The following is a 12681-nucleotide window of genomic DNA, read 5'->3' as shown; positions in this document are numbered from 1 at the left end:
ATATCGATACCGTCACCCGTGCCCATGCCGGTGGATCGGACGCCTTTGTCGCCAATCTGTCGATGGATCTTCAGGCTTCGGGCGATGACCGCCTGACCTATTACGGTACCGCAGGCGATGACACGGCAGCAGACGTCAAGATCGTGGACGGCGAGGTCTGGCTGACCGGAACATGGGATCGCGCCCGCACTGCCAAGGATACAGACCCCTCCATTGCCTATCTGGCGCGTATCGACGCGACGACCGGCGCTGTGGACTGGAACCGCACATGGACCGGTGACAAGCAACAGGCCAAACCGCTGGCACTGGCTGTGACCAGCAACGGCTCCAGCGTGCTGGACAAGCTGGGCCTGCCCAGTGGTGAACTGGTTCAGGATGTATCGCAAAAGCTGGTGGATTCCACAGGCTTGCGGGCCGGTGACCGTTTCTATGTCACCAACCCCAATACGAACCGCAAAACCGCCGTGACGATTGACGCCCGCGACACCTTGCAAACCCTGGCGACCAAGATCGAAACGGCATCGGGACGCAATCTGAAGGTCACTGTCTCGACCAATCGCGGCGAAGGCCCCGCGACCGAAGGCGACAGCCGTGTCCTGCAAGGGGGCGGCCAGTACCTGACCCTGACCAATGCCGACGGCCGCAAGGGCGCACTGATTTCTTCGGGCGAGACTGGCCGCGATGCGCTGGCGGGTCTTGGCCTGACGGCTGGCTATGTCGGCAAGGGCAGTGACAAGCGCAAGACGATCGGTCTTGAACTGCCGGCCAGTTTGAACCTGCTCAATGCCGATTCCGTCATTCAGGCGCGTGATTTCGTGCAATCGGCTCTGCGTAGTGTGCGCGAGGCCTATCGCGCCATGAGCCCGACCATGCTGAACGCCAATAAGGGACCGGTCGGCGCGCCGTCGCCCTATATGCAGAGCCAGATTGCCAACTATCAGGCAGCTTTGGCACGACTGGGCGGCTGAGTTCTGCACAGCCACAGTTGACGCGAGTGGCTAGGACAGGGCTATTGAAGCCATTGATGGCGTAGAGACCCGTATGGCTTTTCCAAAAGATACCCGCACAATGGTTATTGTGGGCGCAGGTGTGGCCGTTGTGGCCGCCGTGGCGGCTGCAATGTTCTTCGGTGCGGGCAATCCCAATGACCCCGACAATGTGCCGGCAGCCGCCGAGGGCGGGCTGAAAATCGATCTGGCCGAGGCTCCTGTACTGGAGCCAACGCGCGAGTTGCGCTGCTATGTCGGTGGACAGTTTGTCGGCATGGCTACGCTGGCCAGCTGCGCCCAGCGCAATGGCGTGGCGACCGGAACACTGGATGTGGGTCTGGACGCGACCGGTGCGCTGGCGGCGGCTTCCTTTACGCCTCCGCCGCAAATTCCGGTCGAAGAACCCAAGGTGGTCGTCACCAATCCGGCAGCCCCCGCACAACAAGCCCCGCAATCGGCCGCGCCTGTAGACGGTCAGTGCCTGCGCCACGTCGGTTCCGAATGGCGTCAGGTCGGGCAAGGCATGAGTCAGGCCGAGTGCGTCAAGGCGCTGTATTCGGGCACCTGCATCCGCACGCCGGGCGAGGCCCAGTATGGCCGCTGGAACGATACGACCTTGCGTCTGGTCCCGCGCCGGGTTGAAGTTTCGTCGGATAATGCCACCTTCCGCACCTATGCGGATCAAAACCGCCAATGCCAGTTTCCGAGGCTCTGATGCGCCCAGTCTATAAGACCGCTTTGATGGTGGGGATGCTCGGAGCAGCAGGTCTTGGCCTGTCGGCTTGTTCGTCCACCGAGGTCGAGGCCCCGATGGACGAGGGCGTTTGCTACCATGTCGGCAAGGACGCGACCCAGAAGGGCGGTCTGCGCTTTAATGTGGTGGCGCGCGACCAGCCGCAGATCGAATTCTGTGCGGCGCGTCTGGAAGAGTTGCGGATCAAATTCCTGCGTATGGGCGGCTCCAATAACGATATGGTGGGCTCGTATCAGGGGCGGTTTATCTTCATCGACCGACAGGGCGTTAAGATGAGCACCTCGCTGACCGGACCACGATTTTTCGCTCTGACGCGCACGGGGGATGGCCGACTCGCTATACCCGGTGCCATTCAGCGCGAGATCGACGGACGGCCCATCGCAATCGCCCCGTAAGAATAGATTTTCCGGTTGTGAAATCGGAACATAAATGGAACATACCCGTCGCTGCTGGGCAGACCGGCGGGCAATAATAAAAGGACATCGGTCATGGCGGGCAGCGTCAACAAGGTTATTCTGGTCGGCAATCTGGGCCGCGATCCGGAAATCCGCACCCTGAACTCGGGCGACCGCGTCGCCAACCTGCGCATCGCGACCTCGGAAACCTGGCGCGACAAGGCCTCGGGCGAGCGCAAGGAAAAGACCGAGTGGCACTCGGTGGTCATCTTCAACGAGAACATCGTCAAGGTGGCCGAGCAGTATCTGAAAAAGGGCTCGACGGTTTATATCGAAGGCTCGCTGCAAACCCGTAAATACACGGATGCGCAGGGCGTCGAGAAATACTCGACCGAAATCGTGCTGCAACGCTTCAACGGCACCCTGACCATGCTGGGCGGCCGTTCGGATGGTGGCTCGGGCGGTGGTTATGGCGGTGGCCAAGGTGGCGGTCGCAATGATGACGACTATTCGTCGGGCTTCTCGACCGGCGGTGCCAACCGTCCGTCGGGTCCGAAGGAAAGCTATGACCTGAACGACGACATTCCGTTCTAATCGAAAAAGAACATGAGGCATGGAGCCTATAGCTATCGCCACGATCCCGCCGTGCCGTCCTTTTCGGACGACCGGCCGGTGGTCTTATTTGATGGCGATTGTGCTCTCTGCTCGTATTCGGCGCGGACCCTGCTCAAGCACGGTCCGCGTTTTTGTTTGTTACCGACGCAGAGTGATCTGGGACGTGCCTTGCTGGTCCATTACGGCCTGAACCCTGATGATCCGGCCAGCATGCTGGTGATCGAGGACGGGCAGGCGATGGGAATGTCGGACGCGGTGCTGCATCTGGCGCGGCATCTGCCGTTCCCATACCGGTTGGGCGTTATCGGCTATGGGGTGCCGAGACCGATACGCGATGCAGCCTATCGTTTCGTGGCGCGAAACCGGCGCAGGCTTAAGGGCAAGACATGGTGCGCCATGCCACCGCAAGGCGTAGATATGAAGGACCGGATTCTGGGGTAGAAACCGGTGGGGGGATAATATGGGCGGACGTGTTCTGGTCCTCGGGGCCAATGGCTTTATCGGCTCGCGCGTGGCGGCGGCTTTGTCGGCGGCGGGGTATCAGGTGCGGGCAGGGGCGCGTGATACGCGCTCAAGTTCGCGTCGGGCCCCGCATTTTGAATGGGTGAAGGCGGATTTCTTCAACCTGACCCATGCCGATGACTGGCAGGGCTTGCTGGCCGGTGTTGATGCGGTGGTGAACTGCGTCGGCGTGCTTCAGGACGGTGGCAAGGACAGCAACCGCATCGCCCATATCGACGGACCGCGCGCCCTGATCGCCGCCTGCGAAGCGGCGGGCATGGCGCGCCTGATCCACGTCTCGGCGGTCGGAGCCGATGAAGGGGCGGGCACCCTGTATGCCTCCTCCAAGGCCGAAACCGAGGCCATGGTGTCGGCTTCCAAGCTGGACTGGGTAATCCTGCGGCCATCGCTGGTGGTGGATCGCGCAGCCTTTGGTGGCACCGGCTTTATCCGCGCTCTGTCTGCCATGCCGCTGGTGATGCCGGTGGTGGGCGGCGAGCAGTTGTTCAAGCCCGTGGCCTTGACCGATCTGTCGGCGGCGGTGGTCAAACTGGTGTCCGATCGCAGCATCAAGCGTGAGGCGCTGGACATTACCGGCCCCGAAACTGTGACCATGGTGGAAACCCTTTCGCTTTATCGCGGCTGGCTGGGCTTTGCCGAGGCCCCTGTATTGCGGGTGCCGCGCTGGATGGCAGCCCCTGCAATCATGGTCGGCGATGTGCTGGGGCGGCTGGGCTGGCCGTCGCCACTGCGCAGCACGGCGATGAAGCAACTGGATTATGGCGCGTCGGGCGCTGACAGCGACTGGGCCAACCGTCTGGGTGTGGACGCCCGCAGTTTCCGGCGCTTCCTGTCGGAAAATCCGGCCTCGGTTCAGGATGTCTGACATGCCCGCCTGTGGGGTGTGCGACCCATCGCCATCGTGGTGCTGGGCCTGTTCTGGCTGCTGACCGGCGTGGTCAGCTATACCGCCGGTTGGGAGCAGTCCTTGGCCATCATCCGCGAGACAAGCGCGGCCCGCTTTGCGTGGCCGATTGTGTGGTTCGGCGCTCTGCTGGATGTAGTTCTGGGGTTGATGCTGTTTGTGCGGCCATGGACGTCGCGGGTGGCGGTCTTCATGTTCCTTGCCACTATCGGATATCTGATCGCCGCGACGATCTTGTTACCGCACTACTGGCTGAGCCCGCTGGGGCCGTGGCTTAAAGTGCTGCCGATGATGGCGCTGTGCCTGTTTGTGGCCGGAACGGAGGCGAGGCGCTGATATGTATGAGTGGCTGAAGATCATCCACATCCTGTCCGGTGCCGTATTGTTCGGCACAGGGGCGGGGATCGCCTTCTTCATGTTGCGCGCCCACATGACCCGCAATGTCGCCACGATGGCAGCGGTGGGTTCGATCGTGGTGCTGGCCGATTTCGTGTTTACGGCGACCGCAGTGGTGGTCCAGCCGATCAGCGGGCTGGGCCTGATCCACCTTCAGGGCTACAGCCTGACCGAGCCGTGGTTGCTGGCGGCCTATGCCCTGTATGTGCTGATCGGCGTTTGCTGGTTGCCGGTGGTGTGGATCCAGATGGAGTTGGCGAAAATGGCCAAGCATGCGCAGGCGCAGGGCGAGCCTTTACCGCCGCGCTATTTCAGCCTGTTCCGGACGTGGTTCATCCTTGGCTGGCCCGCCTTTGCCGGTGTGATCGGCATCTACTGGCTGATGGTCGCCAAGCCAGTGTTCTAGGCCAGTGTTCTAGACCAGTCTTTTAACGGTTAAAGCGGCCTTCGGCGGCGGCTTCGCTCAAGGCTTCGCGGACGGCGGCGGTCAGTTCTTCCATATTGGACACCTGACGCACGCCATAGGCCTCGGCGGTGATGTCCACATTACCCTTGCGCCAGAAACCGTCGGGGGCCAGCACGATCAGCTTGCCGCTGCGGGCATGCAGGCCCATTTCCAGCAGGCTGATGGGGCTTTGGGTTCCCGGTGCGAAATACATGACGATGACGTCGCTGGCTTCGAGAGCGGCCAGTTCCCATTCCACCTGACGGCGGAACTCCGGCTCGTCGGCTTCGGGACGCCATGCAGGGTTCCAGTCGGGACGGCGCGGGTTCAAGATCACCACATCCATATCCGACAGGGCGCGGGTCATGGCGGCCTGCCAGTCGGGCGCACCACCCATATCGATGCTGCCACCCATAAAGACGCGCGGCATGTGGTTATCCAGCGGCAGCGGGGCAGGCGAGGTGACGTGCAGAGGACCGGCATTGGCCGCGCTCGCCATCGTGCCGATACAGGCCGCCGCACCGAGAGCAGCGAAAATCCGGAACATTTGGGGACGGGCGGTGGCCATGGGGGAACTCTCGACTGGATAGTTTAGCCGCCCCACATACATGCAAGCCGCCAGATTTTACACCTGTCATAGCGCGCGGCTTTGGTCGGCCGAAACACGGAGACAAGCTTCGTGAGAAGCCAAACGTCTTTACCTATGGCATGGCCAGATCACCATGTTGGATCAAAAGCTCACACCGTTGGAAATCGGGGCCATTGTGGCCATCGTTATCATCTGGGGCGTCAATAACGCAGCCGCCAAACTGGCGACCGAGTATATGCCGCCCATGATGGTCGCCGCCATGCGCTTTGGCGTGGCTGCAGTGTGTCTGGTGCCGTTTGTGCGACCGCCATTCCCGAACTGGAAGGCGTTGATGCTGATTGCCGTTCTGGGCGGTCCGATCCATTACGGCTTGATCTATTACGCGTTTTCATTGGCGCACGATGTCAGTCCGGTATCGGTCGCAACCCAGATGTGGATACCCTTTACGACCCTGTTTGCCTTCCTTCTACTGGGCGAAAAGGTGCGTTGGCCGGGGATCGTCGGCCTGCTGATCGCCTTTGTCGGCGTGGCATGGATGACGGCTGACCCCCATGCGCTTCGTGACTGGGAAGCGATTGTATTTGGTACATTGGGGGCTGCGGTCTGGGCCTTGGTGACGGTGATTGCACGCCGCACGGCCTCGGTGCCGCCTTTGAAGATGCAGGGCATTTTGGCCCTGACCGCGTTTCCGGCCATGGCGTTTGGCTCGTTCATGTTCGAGAAGGGCCAGATCGAAGGGGCTATGGCCGCCCCTCCGGTGGTCTGGGCATCGGTCGTCTGGGCGGGGCTGCTGTCTTCGGTCCTGGCCACCAGCATGTTGTTCTGGCTGGTGCAGAGGCGCGAGGCAGGGCGGGTTACGCCCTATCTGCTGGGCTCGACAGTGGTGTCGGTGCTGATGGGCTGGCTGTTTATGAATGACATGCTGACCCCGCAGATCATCACAGGGGCGGTGCTGACCCTGACCGGTGTGGTGGTGGTGTCTCTGGCCGAGCGCGGATTGCGATACGGCGCGGCGCGCTAAAGGTCCGCACGCGGCATAAAAAAAGGGCGCAGTGGCCAAAGCCGCTGCGCCCTTTTTCAAAGGCGTTACGCCTTAGTGCATCAGATGGATCGCGCCACAGGCCACACGCGCACCGGCACCGCCGATAGGTTGGCTGGAATGGTCGTCGGCATTGGCGTGGATGATGATGGCCGAGCCGTCATTGTCCAGCAGGTCCTGTGCCTGACCGTCACCCGACAGACGCGCGCGGGTGGTGAAAATCTCGGCTTTGGCCGTGCCGTCAGCATTGGCAAAAATATTGGGCAGATCGCCATCATCGGGGCCGTCGGCATTCATCAGGCCGTGCGGTACCTTGGCTTCGGGGTGGTTGATATGGGCACCGGCAGACGTAAAGGCGGCTTCGCACTGGCCGGTTTCATGCAGGTGGATACCGTGCCAGCCCGGGGTCAGGCCGGTGGCCTCGACGACCATCAGCAGACCGTTCGGGCCTTGCTTCAGCGTGACCGTACCGGCGGCAGCGCCTTCGTTGTTGAACAGGTGGACATTATAGCCCGACGCGGCGGCTGCGGGCGCGTTCTGGTGGGCCGTGTGCGATGCCTGTTCGGCGGCGACAGCGGTGCAGCTGATGACGAGAGCGGCCGCGCTACCGACAAGAAGGGCTGTGGTTGTTTTACGCATGATATTGCCTCCAGAAAGTACGGATTTGGAGCGGCATGTTCTTTTGCCACGACGCCCCCCTAGTGCTAGAACCGACCCTAGCGGATCACGTTCCGATTCCGGCCATTTAAAGCCTGATTTCCTTGACCGACGATAGTTACCAAAACGCCGCCCCTTCGACGTCCGGCGATATTGCAACGATCACCATCGAAAACGAGCTGAAACGCTCGTATCTTGACTACGCCATGAGCGTGATCGTCAGCCGCGCTCTGCCTGATGCGCGCGATGGTCTCAAGCCTGTTCACCGCCGCATCCTGTATTCGATGCATGACCTGAACATGACACCCGAGCGTTCGTACTCCAAGTGCGCGCGTGTGGTCGGTGACGTGCTGGGTCGCTTCCACCCGCACGGTGATAGCTCGGTTTACATGGCACTGGTCCGTATGGCCCAGGACTTCTCCATGGGCCTGACGCTGGTTGACGGTCAGGGCAATTTTGGTTCGGTCGACGGCGATATGCCCGCTTCGATGCGTTATACCGAAGCCAAGATGACCCATGCCGCCGTGGCGATGCTGGCCGATATCGACAAAGACACTGTCGATTTCCAGCCGAACTACGACGAAAAAGAACATGAACCGGTCGTACTGCCGAGCCGGATTCCGAACCTGCTGGTCAATGGTGCCGGTGGTATCGCCGTAGGTATGGCGACCAATATCCCGCCGCATAACCTTGGCGAAGTCATTGATGCTGCCGTTGTCCTGCTGGACAATCCCGACGTGTCGGACGAGGCGCTGCTGGACATCGTTCCGGGGCCGGACTTCCCGACCGGTGGCGAGATCATGGGCCGCACCGCGCCGCGTAACGCCCTGCGTGACGGCCGTGGATCGGTCATCGTGCGCGGTAAGGCGTCGATCGAGGAAATCCGCAAGGACCGTGATGCCATCGTCATCACCGAGCTGCCTTTCCAGGTTAACAAGCAAACCCTGATCGAGCGTATTGCCGAGATGGTGCGCGAAAAGCGCCTCGAAGGCATTTCGGACGTCCGCGACGAATCCGACCGTCTGGGCATGCGCATGGTCATCGAGCTGAAGCGTGACGCTTCAGGCGACGTGATCTTGAACCAGCTTTACCGCTATACGGCGCTGCAATCGTCGTTCGGCGTCAACATGCTGGCGCTGAACCATGGCCGTCCCGAACAGATGGGCCTGCGCAAGCTGCTGGAACTGTTCCTCGAATTCCGCGAGGAAGTGATTGTCCGCCGCGTGAAGTTCGAACTGAACAAGGCGCGTGACCGTGGTCACGTCTTGGTCGGTCTGGCGGTTGCTGTCGCCAATATCGACGAAGTCATCCACATCATCCGCTCGTCGGTCGATCCGTCCGAAGCGCGCGAGCGCCTGCAGGCCAAGGCTTGGCCGGTTGGCGATATGATGGCTCTGGTCGATCTGATTGCCGACCCGCGTACGGTTCTGGTCGAGGGCGGTCTGATCCGCCTGACCGACGAACAGGCCAAGGCTATTCTGGCGCTGACCCTGTCGCGCCTGACGGGTCTGGGCCGTGACGATATCTTTGGTGAAGCCAATACGCTGGCCGGTACGATTTCGGGTCACCTCGAAATCCTGTCGGACCGCAAGAATGTTCTGGCCATCATCCGCGCAGACCTGCTGACCGTTAAGGAGCAGTTCGCTGTTCCGCGCCGCACCGTTATCGGCGAGGGCGATCACGAGATGGAAGACGAAGACCTGATCCCGCGTGAGGACATGGTCGTGACCGTCACCCATACCGGCTACGTGAAGCGCGTGGCGCTGAACGCCTATCGTACCCAGCATCGCGGCGGCAAAGGCCGTTCGGCCATGTCGATGAAGGATGAAGATGCCATCACCGGCGTCTTCTCGGCCTCGACCCACACGCCGGTTCTGTTCTTTGCCACCAACGGCAAGGCCTACAAGCTCAAGACGTGGCGTCTGCCGCTGGGCACGCCGCAGTCCAAGGGCAAGGCCTTTGTGAACCTGCTGCCGATCGAGCCGGGCGACAGCATCATGAATGTGCTGCCTCTGCCGGAAGACGAGGCAACATGGGGTGATTACGACATCATGTTCGCCACCAAGTCGGGCGATGTGCGTCGTAACAAGCTCAGCGATTTTGCCACGGTGAACCGCGCGGGCAAGATCGCCATGAAGCTGGAAGACGATGACCACATGGTCGGCGTCGCTATCTGTAATGCCGAAGACGACATTCTGCTGACCACGGCACTGGGCCGCGCTATCCGCTTCAAGGCGGACGATGTGCGTGTCTTCAAGGGGCGTGACTCGACCGGCGTTCGCGGTATCCGTTTGCAAGACGGCGACGAAGTGATCTCCATGGCCGTTCTGGGCCGTGTAGATGCGACGCCGGAAGAACGCGCCGCCTATGTCAAACACGCCAATGCTGCCCGTCGGGCCGCTGCGGGCGAGGGCGACGAAGAGGTTGTTGCTGTCGAGGCCGAGGATGAAGGTGGTGATGACGCCATCCTGACGCCGGAACGCATCGAGCAACTGGCCGCAACCGAGCAGTTCATCCTGACGGTCAGTGAAAACGGTCTGGGCAAACGCTCCTCCGCCTATGAGTATCGCCGCACCGGTCGCGGTGGTCAGGGTCTGACCGCACACGGCCTTGGCGGTCGTGCCGGCAAGCGTCTGGCTGCGGCCTTCCCGGTTCTGGACAGCGATGACCTGCTGCTGGTCACCGATGCAGGCCAGATGATCCGCACCCCTGTCGATCAGGTCCGCATTGTCGGCCGTTCGTCGCAGGGCGTGATGATCTTCCGCACCAGCAAGGACGAGACCGTGGTTTCGGTCGAACGCCTGCCGGGTTCGGACGAGGACGATACCGAAGTCGAAATCGAAGGCGAGGGCGTGATCGAAGGTGAAGCCACCGAGATCGCCGAAACGCCGACCGCTTCGGAAGACTAAGACTAAAATGGCCGTCGAACCGCAATTGTGGATCGACGGCCATATTGCATCTGCGGCCGATCTGCGCCGCATGGCCATGGTCAATTATGGTGCGCTGACCTCGTTTTCCTATCAGGCGGGCGGGGTGCGCGGACTGGATCTGCATCTGAAGCGGTTGATCGCCTCGGGGCAGGAACTGTTTGGCCAACAGATCAGTAAATCAAACATTCTGAATAGCTTGCGTATCGCTCTTGAAGCGGTGGACGAGGCATGGGTCCGCGTCACCCTGACGGCACCGGATCTGTCGATCCGCACGCCTGAACAGGCTGGCGATGTTGTGGTCGGTCTGTGGGTGTCGGCTCCGGCACAGGCTCTGGCCGATGGTCAGAGGATCAGTGCTGTCCCGCATCAACGCGAACTGGCCCATCTCAAACATCTGGGCACGACCGGCATCATCCATGCCCGTCGCAAGGCCCGCATGGACGGATTTGACGACGCCCTTCTGGTCACGCCTTCGGGGCAGGTGCTGGAGGGTACAGTCTGGAATATCGGACTGGTTTGCGAGGATGCCGTGGTCTGGCCCACGGGCGATATTCTTGATGGTGTCACCCGTCGCCTGATCGCACAGGGCTTGTCGCAGGCGGGCATTGCCCAAAGCTATGAGACGGTACTGTTAAGGGATATCAGCCGGTTTGAAGCGGCGTTCTTGTGCAACGCGGCAACGCCCGCGGCCTCTATTTCTGCTATCGACGGATACGGGTTCGATGCGGACCATCCGGTGCTGGCGCTCATCCGCGACGCATGGACGCGACAGGTTTTGCAACCGCTGTAATACGGGCGGGCAATGTCATATTCGGCTGTGAGGCGAAGCCATTTGCGCTATTCCCCTCTTTTTGCACCTGCTAAGCAATACGGACTTAGAGTTGGGGAGGCTTGAGATAGCCTATGCGTATCGGACTTTATCCAGGTACTTTCGATCCGGTCACCAATGGCCACCTCGACATCATCGGGCGTGCGGTCAAACTGGTCGACAAGCTGGTGATCGGTGTGGCGCAGAACGATGCCAAGGGACCGTTATTCTCGACCTCCGAGCGCGTCGAGATGCTGCGTTACGAGGTCGCACGATTCGGTGATGCGATCGAAGTACGCCCGTTCTCCAGCCTGCTGATGCACTTTGCCGAAGAGGTCGAGGCGACCTGTATCGTGCGCGGTCTGCGGGCTGTGGCCGACTTTGAATACGAGTTCCAGATGACGGCGATGAACCAGCGCCTGAACAGCGAAATCGAAACCGTCTTCCTGATGGCCGACCCGCGCCACCAGGCCATCGCATCGCGACTGGTCAAAGAAATCGCCATGCTGAATGGCAATATCGAAAGTTTCGTCAGTCCGTCGATTGCCGCTGCGGTACTCGACAAGGTCAGTAAGCGCTGAAACACTGTAAACCATGAAAAACCTGCTGATTTGCATGAGCGCAGCCACCGCCCTTCTGGCCGGTGCTGCCCAAGCCCAAAACGCGTCCCAATCCACGCCTTCGGCGGATTGGCGCACGGTTGCCCCCGAAAATCTGTGGGTTATCGATACGTCCAAGGGGCGGGTTCTGGTCGAACTGGAACCCCGTATTGCGCCGAACCATATCGAGCGCATCCGTACCCTGACGAACCAGAACTTCTATGACGGGCTGAAATTCCACCGCGTCATTCCAAATTTTATGGCGCAAACCGGGGATCCCAAGGGGACAGGCGAGGGGGGCAGTGAACTGCCCGATATCGCCGCCGAGTTCAGCTTCCGCCGTGGCCGCGATACGGGCTATGTGCCGGTTGCGAATGGCGGACCGGGCCATGTCGGTACTGTAGGTTCGGTTGTGGTCTCGACCCAGCCTGACGCCCAGATGATGATCAATGCCGATATGAAGGTCTGGGCCACGCCGCTGTTCTGCGCGGGCACAGCCGGTATGGCTCGCGCGGGTCAACCGGACAGCGCCAACAGCCAGTTCTATCTGACCACGGGTAATGCCGACACGCTGAACGGTAACTATACGGCCTTTGGGCGCGTGCTGTCGGGTCTGGATGTGGTTAAGTCGCTGAAAGCGGGCTCCGAAGCGGCTGACGGTGCTGTTGGCGAGGGGGCCGATGTGATGACGCGCGTGCGTCTGGCATCGCAACTGCCGGAGGCCGAGCGTCCCCGGGTGCGCGTGGCTGTGGCCGGTGGTGCGCCGTTTAACGCGGCTGTCGATACGGCGCGCAACGCCAAAGGCAACGCCTTTACGGCATGCGATATTCAGGTGCCGGTCCAGATCGATAACGGCTGAATAAATCCGTAATAAAAACAATAGAAAAGGCGGGATGATGAAACCGGTAAACCTAGTAGCCGCAGCCCTTGTGGCCAGTTTCGGTTTCTCTCCCGCCATCGCGTCTCCGGTTGGGCCCGATAGCGATTACGAGGCCATTGCGCCGGAAAACCTGTTGGTTATCGACACGACCAAGGGACG

Annotated in this window: 14 protein-coding genes and 1 pseudogene; 13 read left to right on the top strand and 2 right to left on the bottom strand. The window is 61.1% G+C overall.

What is annotated here, in order from left to right; translation table 11 throughout:
* From RSB01_RS09815 to RSB01_RS09780, 8 genes and pseudogenes are all read left to right on the top strand, one after another.
* Positions 1-968 (top strand): annotated as a pseudogene (locus tag RSB01_RS09815) (transcriptional regulator); the annotation flags it as partial.
* A 73-nt stretch (positions 969-1041) separates the two neighbouring features.
* On the top strand, positions 1042-1704 hold the full coding sequence (locus RSB01_RS09810; protein ID WP_332620026.1) for a hypothetical protein: 663 nt from the start codon (positions 1042-1044) through the stop codon (positions 1702-1704).
* On the top strand, positions 1704-2138 hold the full coding sequence (locus tag RSB01_RS09805) for a hypothetical protein (protein WP_332591647.1): 435 nt from the start codon (positions 1704-1706) through the stop codon (positions 2136-2138). The genes RSB01_RS09810 and RSB01_RS09805 overlap by 1 nt, the downstream gene beginning before the upstream one ends.
* 93 nt (positions 2139-2231) lie before the next feature.
* Positions 2232-2732 carry a single-stranded DNA-binding protein gene (ssb, locus tag RSB01_RS09800; RefSeq protein WP_167177059.1) on the top strand — a complete coding sequence of 167 codons (501 nt, stop codon included), beginning with the start codon at positions 2232-2234 and terminating at the stop codon, positions 2730-2732.
* A gap of 12 nt (positions 2733-2744) precedes the next feature.
* Positions 2745-3194, top strand: coding sequence for a DCC1-like thiol-disulfide oxidoreductase family protein (locus RSB01_RS09795; protein WP_332625385.1), 450 nt, complete (start codon positions 2745-2747; stop codon positions 3192-3194).
* Between the two features lie 19 nt (positions 3195-3213).
* Complete coding sequence (locus RSB01_RS09790) at positions 3214-4140, top strand: NAD(P)H-binding protein (protein WP_332591645.1); 927 nt, start codon at positions 3214-3216, stop codon at positions 4138-4140.
* An 18-nt stretch (positions 4141-4158) separates the two neighbouring features.
* Positions 4159-4515, top strand: coding sequence for a DoxX-like family protein (locus tag RSB01_RS09785; protein ID WP_332591644.1), 357 nt, complete (start codon positions 4159-4161; stop codon positions 4513-4515).
* A 1-nt stretch (position 4516) separates the two neighbouring features.
* The gene (locus RSB01_RS09780) at positions 4517-4981 is read left to right on the top strand and encodes a DUF2269 domain-containing protein (protein WP_332591643.1); all 465 of its coding nucleotides are present in this window, start codon (positions 4517-4519) and stop codon (positions 4979-4981) included.
* A 22-nt stretch (positions 4982-5003) separates the two neighbouring features.
* On the opposite strand, the gene RSB01_RS09775 is transcribed toward RSB01_RS09780, so the two are convergent.
* Positions 5004-5588: a nucleoside 2-deoxyribosyltransferase domain-containing protein gene (locus tag RSB01_RS09775; protein ID WP_332620495.1), complete on the bottom strand. Its 585-nt coding sequence runs from the start codon at positions 5586-5588 to the stop codon at positions 5004-5006.
* A gap of 154 nt (positions 5589-5742) precedes the next feature.
* On the opposite strand from RSB01_RS09775, the gene RSB01_RS09770 reads away from it, so the two are divergent.
* Positions 5743-6630, top strand: coding sequence for a DMT family transporter (locus tag RSB01_RS09770; RefSeq protein WP_332625384.1), 888 nt, complete (start codon positions 5743-5745; stop codon positions 6628-6630).
* A 72-nt stretch (positions 6631-6702) separates the two neighbouring features.
* On the opposite strand, the gene RSB01_RS09765 is transcribed toward RSB01_RS09770, so the two are convergent.
* The gene (locus tag RSB01_RS09765) at positions 6703-7287 is read right to left on the bottom strand and encodes a superoxide dismutase family protein (protein ID WP_332625383.1); all 585 of its coding nucleotides are present in this window, start codon (positions 7285-7287) and stop codon (positions 6703-6705) included.
* Positions 7288-7409: 122 nt separating this feature from the next.
* Here RSB01_RS09765 and gyrA point away from each other — a divergent pair, with 122 nt between their 5' ends.
* From gyrA to RSB01_RS09745, 4 genes are all read left to right on the top strand, one after another.
* Complete coding sequence (gene gyrA / locus RSB01_RS09760; protein WP_332625381.1) at positions 7410-10214, top strand: DNA gyrase subunit A; 2805 nt, start codon at positions 7410-7412, stop codon at positions 10212-10214.
* A 7-nt stretch (positions 10215-10221) separates the two neighbouring features.
* Positions 10222-11025 carry an aminotransferase class IV gene (locus RSB01_RS09755; protein ID WP_332590343.1) on the top strand — a complete coding sequence of 268 codons (804 nt, stop codon included), beginning with the start codon at positions 10222-10224 and terminating at the stop codon, positions 11023-11025.
* 113 nt (positions 11026-11138) lie between these two features.
* Complete coding sequence (gene coaD / locus RSB01_RS09750) at positions 11139-11624, top strand: pantetheine-phosphate adenylyltransferase (RefSeq protein WP_332590342.1); 486 nt, start codon at positions 11139-11141, stop codon at positions 11622-11624.
* Between the two features lie 34 nt (positions 11625-11658).
* Positions 11659-12501, top strand: a complete 843-nt coding sequence (locus RSB01_RS09745) for a peptidylprolyl isomerase (protein WP_332590341.1) — start codon at positions 11659-11661, stop codon at positions 12499-12501.
* Positions 12502-12681: the final 180 nt, after the last annotated feature.

This window comes from Brevundimonas sp. (assembly GCF_036659295.1).
Taxonomy (GTDB): Bacteria; Pseudomonadota; Alphaproteobacteria; order Caulobacterales; family Caulobacteraceae; genus Brevundimonas.
This window is presented reverse-complemented; position numbering and strand designations above follow the sequence as displayed.

Excerpts from the sequence above, each read along its gene's own strand:
- RSB01_RS09810 (WP_332620026.1), top strand. The coding sequence starts at position 1,042 with ATGGCTTTTCCAAAAGATACCCGCACAATGGTTATTGTGGGCGCAGGT.
- RSB01_RS09805 (WP_332591647.1), top strand. The coding sequence starts at position 1,704 with ATGCGCCCAGTCTATAAGACCGCTTTGATGGTGGGGATGCTCGGAGCA.
- ssb (WP_167177059.1), top strand. The coding sequence starts at position 2,232 with ATGGCGGGCAGCGTCAACAAGGTTATTCTGGTCGGCAATCTGGGCCGC.
- RSB01_RS09795 (WP_332625385.1), top strand. The coding sequence starts at position 2,745 with ATGAGGCATGGAGCCTATAGCTATCGCCACGATCCCGCCGTGCCGTCC.
- RSB01_RS09790 (WP_332591645.1), top strand. The coding sequence starts at position 3,214 with ATGGGCGGACGTGTTCTGGTCCTCGGGGCCAATGGCTTTATCGGCTCG.
- RSB01_RS09780 (WP_332591643.1), top strand. The coding sequence starts at position 4,517 with ATGTATGAGTGGCTGAAGATCATCCACATCCTGTCCGGTGCCGTATTG.
- RSB01_RS09775 (WP_332620495.1), bottom strand. The coding sequence starts at position 5,588 with ATGGCCACCGCCCGTCCCCAAATGTTCCGGATTTTCGCTGCTCTCGGT.
- RSB01_RS09770 (WP_332625384.1), top strand. The coding sequence starts at position 5,743 with ATGTTGGATCAAAAGCTCACACCGTTGGAAATCGGGGCCATTGTGGCC.
- RSB01_RS09765 (WP_332625383.1), bottom strand. The coding sequence starts at position 7,287 with ATGCGTAAAACAACCACAGCCCTTCTTGTCGGTAGCGCGGCCGCTCTC.
- RSB01_RS09755 (WP_332590343.1), top strand. The coding sequence starts at position 10,222 with ATGGCCGTCGAACCGCAATTGTGGATCGACGGCCATATTGCATCTGCG.
- coaD (WP_332590342.1), top strand. The coding sequence starts at position 11,139 with ATGCGTATCGGACTTTATCCAGGTACTTTCGATCCGGTCACCAATGGC.
- RSB01_RS09745 (WP_332590341.1), top strand. The coding sequence starts at position 11,659 with ATGAGCGCAGCCACCGCCCTTCTGGCCGGTGCTGCCCAAGCCCAAAAC.